Raw genomic sequence first — 18,174 nt, forward strand, 5'->3', positions numbered from 1 at the left:
GTGCGAAAGCTGGCATTGGCCGCGCAACGCTGCGCCATAATTGACGTTTACGTAAACGTAAACGTAAACAAATCCAACTAACCCAAGGAGTTCTCTATGGAAATCGCAGGCAAAGTCTTTATCGTCACAGGCGGCGCATCCGGTTTGGGCGAAGGCACCGCACGCATGCTGGCGGCCAAAGGCGGCAAGGTGGTGATTGCCGACATGCAGGCCGAAAAAGGCGAAGCCATTGCCAAAGACATTGGCGGCGCGTTTGTGAAATGCGACGTGAGCAACGAAGCTGACGGCCAAGCCGTGGTGGCCAAGGCCGTATCCCTGGGCAAGCTCATGGGCCTGGTGAACTGCGCTGGCATTGCCCCCGCAGAAAAGACTGTGGGCAAAAACGGTGCGCACGCATTGGCATCCTTCAGCAAGACCATCACCGTCAACCTGATTGGCAGCTTCAATATGATTCGCCTGGCAGCAGACGCCATGAGCAAGAACGAACCCGAAGCCACGGGTGAGCGTGGCGCGATGATCTCCACCGCTTCGGTGGCAGCCTACGATGGACAAATTGGCCAGGCCGCTTACAGCGCTTCTAAGGGTGGCGTAGTGGGCATGACCTTGCCGATTGCGCGCGACCTGGCACGCAATGGCATCCGCAACATGACGATTGCCCCCGGCATTTTTGGTACGCCCATGCTGTTCTCTATGCCACAAGAAGTGCAAGATGCACTCGCTGCCGGCGTGCCCTTCCCTTCGCGCCTGGGCACACCGCAAGACTACGCCAAACTGGCGGTACACATTTTTGAAAACGACATGCTCAACGGCGAAGTCATTCGCCTCGACGGCGCCATTCGCCTGGCACCGAAGTAAGTCACCAGTGCCATCCGGGGCACTCGCTTTTTAGCGATGCGCCCGGATGGAAGCGACGATACCCAGCACAAACACTGCGCTGGCTACCAGTTGCAGCCAGTGCGGCCAGACGCCGTAGCCCACAAACGCGTAAAGCAAGGCGAACAGCGTCTCGCTCACAATCAACTGGCCGCACAGGCTGGCACTCAGTCGGCGGCTCGCGATGTTCCACAGTACCGTGGCCAGCCATGCTGACCCCACGCCAGTTGCTATACAAACCATAGCTGCTTGCGCAATATCCTCCTGGGCTAGCAGCACTTTTGGCTCTGAACCCAGCACCAGCCAGAGCGCAACCGCACCGAGTCCGGAGGCCACACCTAGCCAGTTGGTCCAGTCCGTCACGTTCACGTCATGGTGGTGTTTAAGCCAAGCCGAGTTCAGCACCGCAAACGCGGTCCAGCAGACCATGGACAAGAGCGCGAAGCCAATACCGTGCCAATACACCCAGCCCTGCGCGGCCTGCGCTGCGGCACCTGCCGTCTCTGTACCCATCATCAACAGCACACCGGTAATGGTGAGCAGCAAACCCGGCAGCAGGCTGCGCCACAGCAGATGCTCGGGCTTGCCCAGCAGCATCACCCAAATGGGAATGGTGCCAATGATGAGCGTGGGCACTTCTACACCCGCGTCGCGGATGGACAGCACCAGTAGCAGGTAGTAGCCCGAGAAGCCCAACACGCTCAAGCCCAGTGCTGCACCCAGCTGGCTCACAGTGGGCCAGCGCCGCTTGCCGCGTGCGAACAGCATCACCAGTAGCGCCGTGAGGCCATAGCTGGCAAAGCGGCCCGCGGCCAGATCTACCGCAGCCAAGCCCGGCGCCAGCGCCGGGGCCACAAACACCAGGCCCCACAACGCGCCCGCCGCCAACCCGGCCAGAATGCCGACTAGCAAACCCGCACCCGACGCTTCAAACGCAAGCCCTCAAATACCAAAACCATCGTCTGCAGCAATCACGGCTCCATTGATAAAGTGGCTTTGGTCCGAACACAACGTAACCAGAATGGCGTCCAGGTCTTGCGGGTGGCCAATGCGTTTGCGCGGCAGCATCTGCACCAGCTTCTGGCCCGCATCGGTCTGCCAGTGGTGGTGGTTGATTTCGGTATCGATGTAGCCCGGACACAGCGCGTTGACGTTGATGCCGAACTTGCCCCACTCCAGCGCCTGCGCCTTGGTCATCTGGATGATGGCGGCCTTGCTCATGCAATACACCCCGATTTGTGGCAACACCCGCAGCCCCGCCATGGACGCAATATTCACAATACGCCCGCCCGTGTAACTGCCAGGCGCCGAGCCCTTGGCGCGGGCCAGCATGCGTTTGCCCACCTCTTGCGCCACGAAAAAAGCGCCCTTCACATTGGTGTCGAACATGAAGTCATAGTCTTGGGGCGATACATCTTGCAGGCGCTGCGTGGTGCTCACGCCGGAGTTGTTGATCAGGATGTCGATCGAACCCACTCCCGTCTCCGCGTGGGCCACGGCTGACTTGATGGAGTCGTGGTCGGTCACGTCCAGTTCCACCACATGGGCATCGCCCCCCTGCCCGGTGATTTCGGCGCGCAGGTCTTTGAGCTTGTCCACTCGGCGACTGGCCAGCACCACCGCCGCGCCCGCGGCCGCCAAAGTTTTGGCGAACTGCGCCCCCAGTCCACCGGATGCGCCCGTGATGAAAGCGACACGCCCTGAGAGATCGATGCTGTAAGCCATTTAGAGTGCCTCCTCAAAATAAAAAGAACGACCGTTCTTTTTTGTGAATTCAGCGAATAAAATCCCACTCCAGTTCGGTACACCTTTGCATGCGCAGGCCGATCAGAAGACCACCCATTATTAAGCGAGACACCCCATGACAAACCAGGAAATTCTGGCCCAGTTCGGCCCCCGTGAATCCATGGAATACGACGTGGTCGTTGTGGGTGGTGGCCCTGGTGGCCTGGCCACCGCAATCCGCCTGAAACAAAGGGCGGCGGAGCAGGGCAAAGACATCTCGGTGGTGGTGCTGGAAAAGGGCTCCGAGCCCGGCGCGCACATTTTGTCGGGCGCCATCATGGACCCCAAGGCGCTGACCGAACTGATCCCGAACTGGAAAGAACTGGGCGCCCCGCTGAACCAACCCGTGACCGACGATGCCTACATTTTCTTGGGCGAAAAAACCGGCGTGCGCGTGCCCAATATGGTCTTGCCTCCGTTTGCCCACAACGATGGCAACTACATCGTCAGTCTGGGTGCCGTCACCAAGTGGATGGCAGAACAGGCCGAAGCCCTGGGTGTAGAAATTTTCCCCGGCTTCACAGCGGCCGAAGTGCTTTACAACGAGGACGGCTCTGTCAAGGGCGTAGCCACCGGCAATATGGGTGTGGGCAAAGACGGCGAACCCATGGAAAGCTTCCAGCTCGGCATGGAGTTGCTGGGCAAATACACCGTATTTGCAGAAGGTGCACGCGGCCACCTGGGCAAACAACTCATCGCCAAGTACCAACTCGACGAAGGCCGCGATCCGCAAAGTTTTGGTATCGGTATCAAGGAGCTGTGGGAGATTGACCCCAGCCGCCACAAGCCCGGCTTTGTGATGCACACCGCGGGCTGGCCGATGGAATCGGACACATACGGCGGCGCGTTCCTGTACCACCTGGAAGGCAACAAGGTGGCACTGGGCTTCGTTACCGGCTTGGGTTATACCAACCCCTATCTCAGTCCGTTTGAAGAATTCCAGCGCTGGAAGACCCACCCCAATGTGCGCTACTACTTTGAGAACGACAAAGGCGAAGTCACGGCCAAACGCTTGGGCTACGGTGCACGCGCCATCAACGCCAGCGGCATCAACGCGCTGCCCAAGACCGTATTCCCCGGCGGCTGCCTGATTGGTTGCAACGCAGGCTACTTGAACGTGGGCCGCATCAAGGGCAGCCACGCTGCCATCAAGACCGGCATGCAGGCCGCTGAGGCTGCGTATGACGCCGTGGTGGCCGGCCGCCAGCATGACGAGCTGAGCGCCTACCCCGAAGCGTTTGAGAAGAGCTGGTTGCACACCGAGCTGAACAAGGACCGCAACTTCAAGAACTGGTTCAAGTATGGCCTGACGGTGGCAACCCTCATGAACGGCTTTGAGCAGTTCGTGCTGCGTGGCCACATTCCCTGGACGCTACGCCGGGACAAGCCCGACCATGCCTACCTGAAGCCCGCGGCCGAGTGCAAACCCATCGTCTACCCCAAGCCCGACGGCAAGCTCACGTTCGACCGCCTCTCCAGCGTGTTCATCAGCAACACCAACCACGAAGAGCAGCAACCCGCGCACTTGACGCTCAAAGACGCGTCGGTGCCCGTGAGCATCAACCTGACCAAATATGCTGGCCCGGAAGCCCGCTACTGCCCGGCTGGTGTGTACGAGTTTGTGAAGAACGAAGACAACACCGACCGCCTGCAGATCAACGCGCAAAACTGCGTGCACTGCAAGACCTGCGACATCAAAGACCCCACACAAAACATCGTGTGGGTCACGCCCGAAGGTGGCGGTGGCCCCAACTACGCGGGGATGTAAAAAACGGGGCTGACAGCCCCTTTTTTTATGCCGGTGCCGCCACGCTCCACTGCCGCGTGACCTCGCCCGCACTGTTCACGCTCTCCAGCGCCACGCCAAAGCCCCAGAGCCGGGCCGTGTGCTTGAGCACCTCCAGCGTGCTCTCACCCAAAGGTCGGTTTTGGTACTGCGTGTGCCTCAGCGTGAGCATGCGATCACCGCGCAGATTCACGTTCCAGACCTGGATATTGGGTTCCTGCGTACCCAGGTCGTACTGCTGGGACAGCGATTGGCGCAGCTCGCGGTAGCCAATCGCGTCGTGGATGGCCGCCACTTCCAGCTGTGTATTTTTCTCGTCGTCGTGGACAGCAAACAGCCGCATGTCGCGCATCAACTTCGGGCTCAAAAACTGCCCGATAAAGCTCTCATCCTTGAAGTTGCGCATGGCGTGGTCCAGCGTGGGCAGCCAGGGACTTCCGGCAATGTCGGGAAACCACGCGCGGTCTTCGTCAGTCGGTGCGTCGCAGATGCGCTTGATGTCGGTGTACATGGCAAACCCCAACGCATAGGGATTAATGCCGCCGTAGGCCCGGTGTCCCACGGGGGGCTGAAAGATCACGTTGGTGTGCGAGCTCAGCCACTCCATCATCATGCCGTTGCTCAGGTGGCCATCGTCATACAACGTGTTGAGCAGCTTGTGGTGCCAGAACGTGGCCCAACCCTCGTTCATCACCTGGGTCTGGCGCTGCGGGTAAAAGTACTGCGCGATCTTGCGCACCAGGCGTACCACTTCACGCTGCCAGGGCTCCAGCAAAGGCGCATTCTTCTCAATGAAGTACAGCAGATTCTCCTGCGGCTCTGGCGGAAAGCGCTGGCTCTCGGGCGCATCGTCAGGCTTGTCTGCCCCTTTGGGCACGGTGCGCCACAAGTCATTGACCTGTTGCTGGGCATAGGCTTCGCGGGCCTTGCGCGCACTGAGCTCCTGCGCCAAGCTCTTCTTGCTGGGTCGGCGGTAACGGTCCACCCCAAAGTTGGCCAGTGCGTGGCAAGAATCCAAAAATAGCTCTACCGTCTCCAGCCCATAGCGTTCCTCGCATTCGCTGATGTAGCGGCGCGCGAACACCAGGTAGTCGATGATGCTGGAGGCGTCCGTCCACATGCGGAACAGGTAGTTGCCTTTGAAGAAGCTGTTGTGGCCATAGGCCGCGTGCGCAATCACCAGCGCCTGCATGGCCGTGGTGTTTTCCTCCATCAGATAGCTGATGCAGGGGTCGGAATTGATGACGATTTCGTAGGCCAGGCCCATGTGTCCACGGCGGTAACGTTTGTCGGTGGCGATGAACTCTTTGCCGTAGCTCCAGTGCCGGTAGTTGATGGGCATGCCCACGCTGGCGTAGGCGTCCATCATCTGCTCGGCCGTGATGATCTCCAGCTGGTTGGCGTAGGTGTCCAGGCCAAAGCGGGCCGCGGTCTCGCGGATCACATCGTGGTAGCGCTCGATCAGCTCAAAGGTCCAATCGCTGCTATCTGGTAACGGCTCCTTCGCGCGCGGCGGCGCTGGCATGGGCTCTTGCAAGACGATGCGCGTACGGCGCTCGCCGCTGGGCGGAATGCGGGCTGGGTCGTCCAGATGCCGATGCTCCACCGGGCGCTGGGCAAGGATGGGAAGCAGGTCGCTCATGCGGTTTCTCCTTCCTTCTTGAACAGGTCGCGGAACACCGGGTAGATGTGCTCGGGTTCGGTCACCTTGCGGATGGCAAAGTTGGCGTGTTCCTCCGCCAGTTGGGCGTACTCCTGCCACAGGTCTTGCTCGGTGTCGGCCACCTGCACATAGGCAAAGTAGCGGCACAGCGGCAGCAGCGCGTCAGCCAGCAGATCGCGGCAGCGCTCGCTGTCGTTGCTGAAGTTGTCACCATCACTGGCCTGGGCGCCATAAATGTTCCACTCGGCCGCCGGGTAGCGTTGCTCCAGAATCTTTTGCATTAGCTCCAGCGCACTACTGACCACCGTGCCGCCGCTCTCGGTGGCGTGGAAGAAGGTGTTCTCGTCCACCTCTTGCGCCTGCGTGTGGTGGCGGATGAAAACGATGTCGATTTTTTCGTAGTGGCGCGTCAGAAACAGATACAGCAGAATGAAAAACTGCTTGGCAAGGCCCTTGCGCTCCTCGTCCATGGAGCCGGACACATCCATCAGGCAAAACATCACCGCCTTGGAGGTAGGCACGGGCGTTTTGACCCGGCCGCGGAACCGTAAATCCACGGGATCCAGAAATGGAATTTTCTTGATTCGCAGCTCTAGCTCCTGGATTTCCTGGCGCAGCGTGCGTATCTCGCGCTCATGCCCCCCAGGCGTGCGTTCCAGCTCTGCCAGCAGCCGCTTCTTTTGTGCCAGCTCACGCCGTGCGCCGGTGCCCAAGGCCAGCCGACGGCCCAGCGCACCGCGCATGGAGCGCAGGATGTGCAGGTTGTTGGGCGTGCCGTCGCGTGTGTAGCCCGCACGATGGGTTTTCCATTCGGGCGTATCGCCAATCTGGGTACGCATCAGGTGGGGCAAGGCCAGTCCTTCGAAGAACACTTGCATGAACTCTTCTTTGCTCAGCGTGAAGACAAAGTCGTCTTCACCCTCCCCCGAATCGCTAGCCTGCCCCTTGCCGCCACCTGCACCACCCTGCGGGCGCTTGATGCGGTCGCCACGCAGGTGATCGGTATTGCCGGGGTGCACGGTGTCGCGCACGCCGCCCTCGCCGTGGTGAAAGACAGGCTCGCTGATGTCTTTCTTGGGGATGGTGATGTTCTCGGCCTGCTCGATGTCGCGGATGCCGCGGCCTGTCACGGCCTTGCGCACGGCCTCGCGGATCTGCTCCTGATGGCGACGCAAAAACCGCTCCCGGTTGCCAATGGACTTGTTCTTGCCCGCCAGCCGGCGGTCAACAATTTGCAGGGCCATTTTCAACCTTTCGTACCGGACTCCTTACGAACTCTTGCGCACCCGCAGGTACCACTCGCACAGCAGGCGCACCTGCTTGGCGGTGTAGCCCTTCTCCACCATGCGCGTCACAAAGTCTTCGTGCTTCTTGGCCTCGTCCGCACTGGCCTTGGCGTTGAAGCTGATCACGGGCAGCAGCTCTTCGGTGTTGGAGAACATCTTCTTCTCGATCACCTGGCGCAGCTTCTCGTAGCTGGTCCATGCCGGGTTTTTGCCCTGGTTGTTGGCACGCGCCCGCAGGACAAAATTGACGATCTCGTTGCGGAAGTCCTTGGGGTTGGCAATGCCCGCAGGCTTCTCGATCTTCTCCAGCTCGGCATTCAGAGCCACGCGGTCAAACACTTCACCCGTATCGGTGTCGCGGTACTCGTTGTCCTGGATCCAGTAGTCGGCGTAGGTCACGTAGCGGTCAAAAATGTTTTGCCCGTATTCGCTGTAGCTTTCCAGATAGGCTTTCTGGATTTCCTTGCCGATGAACTCGGCATAGCGCGGGGCCAGCAGCTCCTTGATGAAGCCGGTGTACTTCTGCTCCAGGTCAGCTGGGAACTGCTCGCGCTCGATCTGTTGCTCCAGCACATACATCAGGTGCACCGGGTTGGCCGCCACCTCGGCGCTGTCAAAGTTGAACACCTTGGACAAAATCTTGAACGCAAAGCGCGTGGACACGCCGTTCATGCCCTCGTCCATGCCCGCGTAGTCGCGGTACTCGTGGTAGCTCTTGGCGCGCGGATCGGTGTCCTTCAGGCTCTCGCCGTCGTACACCTCCATCTTGCTGTACAGGCTGGAGTTTTCCGGCTCCTTCAGCCGGGTCAGGATGGCAAACTGGCTCATCATCTTCAGCGTGCCCGGGGCGCATTTGGCCTGACCCAGTGAGGAATCGCGAATCAATTTTTCGTAAATCTTGATCTCTTCGCTCACGCGCAGGCAGTACGGCACCTTGACGATGTAGATGCGGTCCAGAAACGCTTCGTTGTGTTTGTTGTTGCGGAAGGCCTTCCACTCGCTCTCGTTGCTGTGGGCCAGCACAATGCCATCAAACGGAATCGCCCCAAAGCCCTCGGTGCCTTTGAAGTTGCCCTCCTGCGTAGCAGTCAGCAAAGGGTGAAGCACCTTGATGGGCGCCTTGAACATCTCCACAAATTCCAGCAGCCCCTGGTTTGCCAGGCAAAGACCGCCCGAGAAGCTGTAAGCATCGGGGTCGTCCTGCGAAAAGCTCTCCAACTTGCGAATGTCCACCTTGCCCACCAGGGATGAAATATCCTGGTTGTTTTCGTCGCCAGGCTCGGTCTTGGCCACGCCAATCTGGCGCAAGGTGTTGGGGAACCGCTTGACCACCTTGAACTGGCGGATGTCCCCACCAAACTCGTCCAGACGCTTCACGGCCCAAGGCGACAAAATGCGTTGCAGGTAGCGCGGCGGAATGCCATAACTCTCTTGCAACACCGGGCCGTCTTCCACCGCATCAAACAGGCCCAACGGACTTTCGTTCACCGGCGAGCCTTTGATGGCATAAAACGGCACTTGCTGCATGAGGTGTTTGAGGCGTTCGGCCAGCGAACTTTTGCCGCCGCCTACCGGGCCCAGCAAGTAGAGGATTTGCTTGCGCTCTTCCAGCCCTTGCGCCGCATGGCGGAAGTAGCTCACCACCTGCTCGATGGCGTCTTCCATGCCATAAAACTCGGAGAAGGCGGGATACACCTTGATGAGCTTGTTGGCAAAGATGCGCGAGAGCTGCGGGTTGTTCCGCGTGTCCAGCACCACCGGTTCACCGATGGCAGCCAACATGCGCTCAGCCGCTGTGGCGTAAGTGAGCGGGTTGCGTTTGCACTCAGCCAGATACTCGTCCAGAGTCATCTCTTCTTCGCGGCTGCGTGCGTGGCGGGCTACGTAGTTACCAATGGCGTCCATAAGACCTCCGGGCTGGAACAACAAACCTGAATCCCTAGCGGCAGATTCTCGATTTCAGTATATGCCTTGGACTGCGGCGCAGTCCAGTTGGTTCCCCACCCGGATGTTGTTTGGAAAGCGAATAAACGCGCTGCAATGCCCCCGCTTATTGCAGGACTCTGTGGCGCACTAGGCCAGCTGTGCGTCCAGTGTGTCCAGGCAGGCCGCCATCTGTGTGCGGCAGCGCTCCATCAGCGCGGGCATGTCGTCCAATGTCATGCCAGTGGTGACGATAGGCGGCAAGGTGTGGATGACGATGGTGCCGCTGTGCCAGCGGTTGAGATTCATGCTGTTTTTGTAGTTGCTGCAGCACAGGGGGATGATGGGAACGCCCGCATTGATGGCCATCTGGAAGGCCCCTTTCTTGAACGGGAGCAAACCCTGGCCCAGGTTACGTGTACCCTCCGCAAACACCCAGATCGAGGTGTCCTCGTGCTGCATCACATCGGTGGTTTTGAGCATGGCCTGCTTGGCCTTGAAGGCATTGCCCCGGTCAATCAGGATATTGCCAGCCAACCAGTAGATCTGGCCAAAGAAGGGAACCCACTTCAGGCTCTTCTTGCCCAGCGACACCGTGCGCCGTGGCACCGAGCAGCCCAACACAAACAGGTCCCAGTTGGACTGGTGGTTGGCCACAATGACAAAGGGATTGGGCTGCGCCAGCATGCCAGCAGTCTCCAGCCGCACCCTGAGCCCCAGGATGCGCAAGGCCGGCGCCGAATACATCCAGCCACACAGGCGCGAGTTGTCGGGGTTGAACGGGCGGGCAAAACAAATGACGAAATTGATCGCCGAAGCCACCAGAAAGTAGAGGCCCAGCATGGCAAGGCGGAGGATGTGGAGCATGCAGGCGCGGCCCGTAAGGAAGATGAAATGCCGCTGGCGATGTGGCGGCGCGAACGTACAGGAGTTTAGGCCAGCCCGCGTGGGCAGACTTTGCGGCACATCAGATCAGCCGCGCCCAATTGGGGCCGATACCCAACAGCGGCTGGTTTAGAATCCTGCCCAGTCAGGAGAGAGCTTCCCCCGCGGAAGCCGCCGAAGGCGCAGGACGGCTGATTGCAGCGGTCTGAACGCTCAGGCAAAAGGACTGACACCCGTTGGCGGCTTGGCTACCAACGACACCCCACTGGAGAGAGGCTGCAGACCTTGCAGCCCACCGAAGGAGCAACCCGCAGTCTGCGCACACCGTGCACGCAGGCCCGGCGAATCTCTCAGGTAAAGCGGACAGCGGGGGCAGCACCGGGCGGGCGCAGTCATGCAATCGCCCCGGGTTTTGACTTGCCCCTACCTGGATTGCCGCCATGTCCGCCACCGACACCGCTTTGTTGACCACCCCGCTGAACGCGCTGCACATTGAGCTGGGCGCCCGCATGGTGCCGTTTGCCGGCTATTCCATGCCCGTGCAGTACCCCGCCGGCCTGATGGCCGAGCACCACCACACCCGCAACGCCGCGGGCCTGTTCGATGTGTCCCACATGGGCCAGCTGCGCTTGGTCGGCCCCGATGCGGCGGCGGCGTTCGAAACGCTGATGCCCGTGGACGTGATGGACCTGGCCGTGGGCAAGCAGCGCTATGGCCTGCTGCTGACCGACGAAGGCACCATCATTGATGACCTGATGTTCTTCAACAAGGGGAACAACGAGCTCTTCGTCATTGTCAACGGCGCTTGCAAGGTGGGCGACATCGCGCACATCCAGGCCAAGATTGGCAGCCGCTGCCAGGTCATTCCCCTGCCCGACTACGCGCTGCTGGCGCTGCAAGGGCCGCACGCCGTGACCGCCCTGTCCCGCCTGGCGCCCGGTGTGGAGAAGCTGGTGTTCATGACCGGTGGCAATTTCACCGTCGACACCGGCACGCAAAAGATTGATGTGTTCCTGACCCGCAGCGGCTACACCGGCGAAGACGGCTTCGAAATCTCGGTCCACAACGACCACGCCGAAGCCCTGGCCCGCGCCTTGTTGGCCCAACCTGAAGTCAAGCCGATTGGCCTGGGCGCACGCAACTCGCTGCGCCTGGAAGCGGGCTTGTGCCTGTATGGCAACGACATTGACACGACCACCACGCCAGTCGAAGCCAGCCTGCTGTGGGCCATGCAAAAGGTGCGCCGAGCCGGTGGTGCGCGTGAAGGTGGCTTTCCAGGCGCTACAAAAATACTAGCTGCTCTCGCAGACTCCACGGGGGCTGGAGCCCGGAAACGCGTAGGACTGATCGCCCTGGAACGTATCCCCGTGCGCGACCACACCGAGCTGCAGGACGGCGCCGGCAACAAGATCGGCGAAGTGACCAGCGGCCTGCTCGGCCCCACCATCGACAAGCCCGTGGCCATGGGCTATGTGGATGCGGCCTGGGCGGCTGTGGGCAGCAAAGTGGTGGCCATCGTGCGCGGCAAGCCCGTGCCCATGGAGGTCAGTGCCATGCCCTTTGTGCCCACGCATTACTACCGCGGCTAAACCCGGCGCCGGGGCGGCTAAAGTCTGTCCTGGCAGGTTCGTTTTTATTGTTTTTATTCCTTTCAATCATCCGTTTTTCAGGAGCTCTCCATGCCCATCCAGTACACCCCCGACCACGAATGGCTCAACGTTGAAGGTGGCATCGCCACCGTGGGCATCACCCACCACGCGCAAGACGCGCTGGGCGACGTGGTGTTTGTGGACCTGCCCGAAGTGGGCGCCTCTATCGACGCCAAGGCTGTGGCCGGTGTGGTGGAGTCCGTCAAGGCCGCTGCCGACGTCTACATGCCCGTGACTGGCGAGATCACCGAAGTGAACGAAGCCCTGCGCGCCGATCCCAGCCTGGCCAACACCGACCCGCTGGGTGCCGGCTGGTTCTTCAAGGTCAAGCTGTCCAACCCCTCTGAGTTGGACGGCCTGATGGACGAAACCAGCTACACCGCCTTCTCCGCCAGCTAAACACTTGCCCCCTGCCTGCCATGCCAACGACCTCTGCCCCCACCCTCGCCCAGCTGGAAAACGCCAGCGAATTCCACGCCCGCCATATCGGCATTGATGCCGCCGACGAAGCGCTGATGCTCAAGGCCATTGGCGAGACCTCGCGCCGTACGCTGATCGACAGCATCGTGCCGCGCTCGATTGCGCGATCCAGCAAGATGGACATTCCCGCTGCGATCACTGAAGCCGCTGCGCTGGCCGAGATCAAAGTGCTGGCGGGCAAGAACAAGGTGCTCAAGAGCTTCATTGGCCAGGGCTACTACGGCACGCACACGCCCGGCGTGATCCTGCGCAACATCCTCGAAAACCCCGCCTGGTACACCGCCTACACACCCTACCAGGCCGAGATTTCCCAGGGCCGCATGGAAGCGCTGGTGAACTTCCAGACCATGGTGTGTGACCTGACCGGCATGCCCATGGCCAATGCGTCCATGCTGGACGAAGCCACCGCCGCCGCCGAAGCCATGACGCTGGCCAAGCGCAGTGTCAAAAGCAAGAGCAACGTGTTTGTGGTGGCTGGCGACTGCCACCCGCAAACCATCGAAGTGATCCAGACGCGCGCTGCGCCGCTGGGCATCACCGTCCTGCTTGCCAACTCCGCACCCGAGTGGGAAGCCGCGCTGGCCGGTGACTACTTTGCCGTGCTGGCGCAATACCCCGCCACCAGCGGCCGTATTGACGACCTGCGCGCCGACGTGGCGCTGGTGCACGGCAAACAGGCTGCCTTCATCGTGGCCGCCGACCTCCTGGCGCTCACGCTGCTCACGCCACCCGGCGAGTTTGATGCCGACATTGTGGTCGGCACTACCCAGCGCTTTGGCATGCCGCTGTGCAACGGTGGCCCGCACGCCGCCTACATGGCCTGCCGTGACGAATACAAACGCTCCATGCCCGGCCGCATTGTGGGCGTGAGCATCGACACGCATGGCAACCCAGCCTACCGCCTGGCGCTGCAAACGCGCGAGCAACACATCCGCCGCGAAAAAGCCACCTCCAACATCTGCACCGCGCAGGTGCTGCCAGCCGTCATTGCCAGCATGTACGCCGTGTACCACGGCCCCGAGGGCCTGACCCGTATCGCCCAGCGCGTGGCCAAGTTCACCGCCATTCTGGCCAAGGGTCTGGAGCAACTGGGCGCCCCGGTGCGCGCCCAGGCTACCTTTGACACGGTCACGCTGAAGACCGATGGCGCTACGAATTCGATAGCTGCTCGCGCAGTATCTGCGGGGGCCAACCTGCGAATTTACTTTGAAAACTACCTGTGCATCAGCTTGGACGAAACCACCACGCGTGACGACCTGGCGCTGGTGTGGAGCCTGTTCGCCAAGCCCGGCCAGGCCCTGCCCAGCTTGGAAGCGCTGGAAGGCACGGCCGAATCGCTGATCCCCGCCGCGCTGCGCCGCACCAGCAAGTTCCTCACGCACCCGGTGTTCAACACCCACCACTCCGAGACCGGCATGCTGCGCTACATCCGCATGCTTTCCGACAAGGATCTGGCGCTGGACCGCAGCATGATTCCGCTGGGCTCCTGCACCATGAAGCTCAACGCCACCAGCGAGATGATCCCCATCACCTGGCCCGAGTTCGCGAACATCCACCCCTTCGCCCCCGCCGACCAGCGCCAGGGTTACACCGAGCTGGACGCGCAACTGCGCGCCTGGCTGTGCGCGGCCACCGGCTACGCCGGCATCAGCCTGCAGCCCAACGCGGGCAGCCAGGGCGAGTACGCGGGCCTGTTGGTCATTCAGGCGTACCACGCCAGCAAGGGCCAGGCACACCGCAACATCTGCCTGATCCCCAGCAGCGCGCACGGCACCAATCCGGCCAGCGCGCAGATGGTGGGCATGCAGGTCGTCGTCACGAAGTGCGACGACAACGGCAACGTGGACATGGCCGACCTGCAAGCCAAGTGCGAACAACACAGCGCCAACCTGGCCGCGGTGATGATCACCTACCCCAGCACCCACGGCGTGTTTGAAACCAGCGTGAAAGAGCTGTGCGCCCTGGTGCACCAGCATGGCGGCCGTGTGTATGTGGACGGCGCCAACATGAACGCACTGGTGGGGACGGCTGCCCCCGGCGAGTTTGGCGGCGATGTGAGCCACCTGAACCTGCACAAAACCTTCTGCATCCCCCACGGCGGTGGCGGCCCCGGTGTTGGCCCTGTGTGTGTGGTGGCCGACCTCGTGCCCTTCCTGCCTGGCCACGCCACCGGCGGTGTGCCTGGCACCGGTGCGGTCAGCGCGGCGCCCTTGGGCAACGCAGCCGTGCTGCCGATCAGCTGGATGTACTGCCGCATGATGGGCGCTGACGGCCTGCAGCACGCAACCGAAGCGGCCATCCTGGCGGCCAACTACATCAGCGCGCGATTGACAGACCACTACCCCACTCTCTACGCATCGGCCAACGGCCATGTGGCGCACGAATGCATTCTGGATCTGCGTGGCTTCAAGGACACCTGCGGCGTGATGGCTGAAGACGTGGCCAAGCGCCTGATGGACTACGGCTTTCACGCGCCCACGCTAAGCTTCCCCGTGCCCAACACGCTGATGGTGGAACCTACTGAAAGCGAAACCCTGGCCGAGCTGGACCGCTTTATTAGCGCGATGATCGCCATCCGTGGCGAAATTGCACAAGTCGAAGCCGGAAGCTGGCCACAAGACAACAACCCTTTGAAGCATGCTCCCCATACCGCCGCCAGTTTGCTGGGCGCCGAGTGGGATCGTCCTTACAGCCGCGAGGTGGGCGCCTTCCCGGTGGCCAGCCTGAAGGCGGTGAAGTACTGGCCCAGTGTGGGCCGGGTGGACAACGTGTATGGCGACCGCAACCTGTTCTGCAGCTGCGTGCCATTGTCGGAGTACGCTGAAAGCTAAGTTGGAAATTTCAGGGTGGCACTGCATTGCATGCAGCCGCCCTGGCCAGGTTGGACCTGGCATCGCAGCGGGAGAGCCTGGCGCCTAAACAGCGCCAGCGCCGAAGGAGCAACCACCCCGGAAACTCTCAGGCAAAAGGACCGCTGCGATAGGGATGTTGAATCCCAGAGCACTCTGAAGAGCTGCCGTGGCTTAGTCACCCGGCACACCGCAGGAGCAAGCCACTGGCCCACAAGGCCAGTGGTGAATCTCTCAGGTCTCAAACAGAGGGGGTCGTCACCTGCACATGGTGTGTGGGGCGGCGACTTCTATGTTTGCGACTGTTGTGCGAGAGCTCTATGAAACACATTGCCATCATTGGCGGCGGCATCACCGGCGTCACCAGCGCCTACACCCTGGCCCAGGCGGGTTACCAGGTCACCCTGATCGAAAAGAACCGCTACGCGGGCATGGAAACGTCGTATGCCAACGGCGGCCAGCTATCGGCGTCCAACGCCGAGGTCTGGACCCACCCCAGCACCATCATTAAGGGGCTGAAGTGGATGTTCACCAAGGACGCGCCGCTCTTGATGAACCCCACGCCCACCTGGCACAAGCTGAGCTGGATGGCGGAGTTTGTGGCCGCCATACCCAAGTACCGCGACAACACCGAAGCGACCACCCGCCTGGCCATCGCCGCACGTGAGCACCTGTTTGGCTGGGCCGAGAAAGAAGGCATTGACTTCGACCACAAACGCAAAGGCATCTTGCACATCTACCGCAACAAAGCGGGTTTTGACCACGCCGGCACCGTGTCCACCATGCTGGCAGCCGGCGGCCTGCCGCGCCGTGCCGTCACCCCCGATGAAATGCGGGCGATTGAACCTACGCTGCAAGGCCAGTACTACGGGGGTTACTACACCGAGAGCGATTCGACCGGCGATATCCACAAATACACCCATGGCCTGTCCCAAGCCTGCGCGCGCTTGGGCGTGAAGTTTCTGTACGGTCATCAGGTACACAGCGCTGCCGCCGATGGCCACAGTGCGCAGCTGGCGCTGCAGCACGAAGGTGGGACCGAGACGCAGGTGTTTGACGGTGTGGTGGTGTGCGCCGGTGTACACGGCCGTGGCATTGCCGCGCAACTGGGCGACCGGCTCAACATCTACCCGGTCAAGGGCTACTCCATCACCGTGCAGCTGGATGACGAAGCCAGCCGACAGGCCGCGCCGCAGGTGAGCCTGCTGGACGACGAAACCAAGCTGGTGACCAGCCGGCTGGGCCAAGACCGCTTTCGCGTGGCGGGCACGGCCGAATTCAATGGCCTGAACCAAGACATCCGCGCCGACCGCATCCGCCCGCTCATCCAATGGGTGAACCAGTGCTTTCCGGGCGTGAGCACGCGCCGTGCGGAACCCTGGGCTGGCCTGCGGCCCATGCTCCCCAACATGCTGCCGCGCGTGGGCCGGGGCAAGCGCGCCAACGTGTTCTACAACACCGGCCACGGCCACCTGGGCTGGACACTGTCGGCCATCACCGCACACCAATTGGTGGGGCATGTGCACCAGCACTTTGCAACGCAAGCCACTTCATCCACACTTCACCCATTAGGAGCACCCCATGGCAGTATCCGTATTTGACCTCTTCAAGATCGGTATCGGCCCCAGCAGCTCGCACACCGTGGGGCCTATGCGGGCGGCGCGGCAGTTTGTGGCGCGGTTGCAGCACAGCGGCGTGCTGACGCAGACCGCCACGGTGCGCTGCTGGTTGCATGGCTCGCTGGGCGCCACCGGCAAGGGCCACGCCAGCGATGTGGCCGTGCTGCTGGGCCTGAGCGGCCATGAGCCCGACACGGTGGAGGTGGACGTGATCCCCGCGCTGCTGGCCGAGGTGCGCAGCAGCCAGCAGCTCACGCTGGCCGGCACACACCGCATTGCCTTCCACGAGAAAGACGACCTGCTCTTTATGCGGGCGCCCCTGCCCTTCCACGCCAACGGCATGCGTTTTGTGGCGCTGAATGCCGCGGGGAACGAACTGTCGGAGCGCATCTACTACTCGGTGGGTGGTGGCTTCATCGTGAGCGACGAGGTGGCGGCCGACGGCACGCGGCAAAAGGTGATTGCCCCCGATGCCACCGTGCTGCCCCTGCCCTTTACCAGTGGCGACGCGCTGCTGGTGCTGGCACAACAGCATGGCCTGAGCATCGCGCAAATCATGCGGCGCAACGAGCAGCACTGGCGCAGCGATGCCGAGATTGACACAGGCTTGCTGCGCATCTGGCAGGTGATGCAAGACTGCGTGAAACGCGGCTGCGCCACCGACGGCGTATTGCCAGGCGGCTTCAAGGTCAAGCGCCGCGCCAAGGCCCTGCTGCAGGCCCTGACCGCCAACCCTGAACACGCCCTACGCGACCCGCTGCAGGTGATGGACTGGGTGAACCTCTACGCGCTGGCCGTGAACGAGGAAAACGCCGCCGGCGGCCGCGTAGTCACCGCGCCCACCAACGGCGCGGCAGGCATCATCCCCGCCGTGCTGCACTACTACACGCGTTTTGTGCAGGGTGCCACCGACGCAGGGGTGATCGACTTCCTACTCACCGCGGCGGCCGTCGGCATCCTCTACAAAGAGAACGCCAGCATCAGCGGTGCCGAAGTAGGCTGCCAGGGCGAAGTGGGCGTGGCCTGCAGCATGGCCGCCGCCGCCCTGTGCGCCGTGATGGGCGGCACGCCGGAGCAAGTGGAAAACGCCGCCGAGATTGGCATGGAACACCACCTGGGCCTGACCTGCGACCCGGTGGGCGGGCTGGTGCAGATTCCGTGCATCGAACGCAATGCGATTGCCTCCGTCAAGGCCATCAACGCCGCCCGCATGGCGCTGCGTGGCGACGGCAGCCACTTTGTGAGCCTGGACAAGGTCATCAAGACCATGCGCGAAACCGGCGCCGACATGAAGACGAAGTACAAGGAAACCGCGCGCGGCGGGCTGGCGGTGAATATTGTGGAGTGTTAAGGGCAGAGGTGGGCATGACCCGCGA

The 18,174-nt window shown here is 61.8% G+C and carries 13 protein-coding genes and 4 riboswitches; of the genes, 7 read left to right on the plus strand and 6 right to left on the minus strand.

The window, feature by feature from the left end; genetic code table 11:
• The first annotated feature begins 96 nt into the window (after positions 1–96).
• The gene (locus AC097A_RS01825; protein WP_315478396.1) at positions 97–855 is read left to right on the plus strand and encodes an SDR family NAD(P)-dependent oxidoreductase; all 759 of its coding nucleotides are present in this window, start codon (positions 97–99) and stop codon (positions 853–855) included.
• A 30-nt stretch (positions 856–885) separates the two neighbouring features.
• Here AC097A_RS01825 and AC097A_RS01830 read toward each other — a convergent pair whose 3' ends face one another.
• Both AC097A_RS01830 and AC097A_RS01835 read right to left on the minus strand, forming a co-directional pair.
• Positions 886–1,785, minus strand: coding sequence for a DMT family transporter (locus AC097A_RS01830; protein ID WP_479619525.1), 900 nt, complete (start codon positions 1,783–1,785; stop codon positions 886–888).
• Positions 1,786–1,815: 30 nt separating this feature from the next.
• Positions 1,816–2,598 carry an SDR family oxidoreductase gene (locus AC097A_RS01835; protein WP_479619526.1) on the minus strand — a complete coding sequence of 261 codons (783 nt, stop codon included), beginning with the start codon at positions 2,596–2,598 and terminating at the stop codon, positions 1,816–1,818.
• Between the two features lie 136 nt (positions 2,599–2,734).
• Between AC097A_RS01835 and AC097A_RS01840 the strand changes: the two genes are divergently transcribed.
• Complete coding sequence (locus AC097A_RS01840; RefSeq protein WP_479619527.1) at positions 2,735–4,426, plus strand: electron transfer flavoprotein-ubiquinone oxidoreductase; 1,692 nt, start codon at positions 2,735–2,737, stop codon at positions 4,424–4,426.
• Between the two features lie 25 nt (positions 4,427–4,451).
• Here the strand turns inward: AC097A_RS01840 and AC097A_RS01845 are convergent, their stop codons facing one another.
• From AC097A_RS01845 to AC097A_RS01860, 4 genes are all read right to left on the minus strand, one after another.
• Positions 4,452–5,969: a SpoVR family protein gene (locus AC097A_RS01845; protein WP_479620184.1), complete on the minus strand. Its 1,518-nt coding sequence runs from the start codon at positions 5,967–5,969 to the stop codon at positions 4,452–4,454.
• A 113-nt stretch (positions 5,970–6,082) separates the two neighbouring features.
• Positions 6,083–7,351 carry a YeaH/YhbH family protein gene (locus tag AC097A_RS01850; protein WP_479619528.1) on the minus strand — a complete coding sequence of 423 codons (1,269 nt, stop codon included), beginning with the start codon at positions 7,349–7,351 and terminating at the stop codon, positions 6,083–6,085.
• A gap of 24 nt (positions 7,352–7,375) precedes the next feature.
• Complete coding sequence (locus AC097A_RS01855; protein ID WP_105259727.1) at positions 7,376–9,298, minus strand: PrkA family serine protein kinase; 1,923 nt, start codon at positions 9,296–9,298, stop codon at positions 7,376–7,378.
• Between the two features lie 168 nt (positions 9,299–9,466).
• A complete protein-coding gene (locus AC097A_RS01860; RefSeq protein ID WP_479619529.1) occupies positions 9,467–10,183 on the minus strand; it encodes a lysophospholipid acyltransferase family protein in 717 nt (238 codons plus the stop codon).
• A gap of 154 nt (positions 10,184–10,337) precedes the next feature.
• Positions 10,338–10,440, plus strand: a riboswitch (glycine riboswitch).
• Positions 10,441–10,456: 16 nt separating this feature from the next.
• Positions 10,457–10,578, plus strand: a riboswitch (glycine riboswitch).
• Between the two features lie 63 nt (positions 10,579–10,641).
• On the opposite strand from AC097A_RS01860, the gene gcvT reads away from it, so the two are divergent.
• The 5 genes from gcvT to AC097A_RS01885 all read left to right on the plus strand — a co-directional run bounded on the left by gcvT (position 10,642) and on the right by AC097A_RS01885 (position 18,149).
• Positions 10,642–11,790 carry a glycine cleavage system aminomethyltransferase GcvT gene (gene gcvT / locus AC097A_RS01865; RefSeq protein WP_479619530.1) on the plus strand — a complete coding sequence of 383 codons (1,149 nt, stop codon included), beginning with the start codon at positions 10,642–10,644 and terminating at the stop codon, positions 11,788–11,790.
• A gap of 90 nt (positions 11,791–11,880) precedes the next feature.
• Positions 11,881–12,249: a glycine cleavage system protein GcvH gene (gcvH, locus tag AC097A_RS01870; protein WP_315473283.1), complete on the plus strand. Its 369-nt coding sequence runs from the start codon at positions 11,881–11,883 to the stop codon at positions 12,247–12,249.
• Between the two features lie 20 nt (positions 12,250–12,269).
• The gene (gcvP, locus tag AC097A_RS01875; RefSeq protein ID WP_479619531.1) at positions 12,270–15,161 is read left to right on the plus strand and encodes an aminomethyl-transferring glycine dehydrogenase; all 2,892 of its coding nucleotides are present in this window, start codon (positions 12,270–12,272) and stop codon (positions 15,159–15,161) included.
• A gap of 58 nt (positions 15,162–15,219) precedes the next feature.
• Positions 15,220–15,314: riboswitch (glycine riboswitch) on the plus strand.
• An 11-nt stretch (positions 15,315–15,325) separates the two neighbouring features.
• A riboswitch (glycine riboswitch) is annotated at positions 15,326–15,438 on the plus strand.
• A 61-nt stretch (positions 15,439–15,499) separates the two neighbouring features.
• Positions 15,500–16,780, plus strand: coding sequence for a D-amino acid dehydrogenase (locus AC097A_RS01880; protein WP_479619532.1), 1,281 nt, complete (start codon positions 15,500–15,502; stop codon positions 16,778–16,780).
• Complete coding sequence (locus AC097A_RS01885; RefSeq protein ID WP_479619533.1) at positions 16,761–18,149, plus strand: L-serine ammonia-lyase; 1,389 nt, start codon at positions 16,761–16,763, stop codon at positions 18,147–18,149. Before AC097A_RS01880 ends, AC097A_RS01885 begins: the two co-directional genes overlap by 20 nt.
• Positions 18,150–18,174 lie beyond the last annotated feature (25 nt).

It is taken from the genome of Rhodoferax sp. XS2R6 (genome assembly GCF_056521365.1).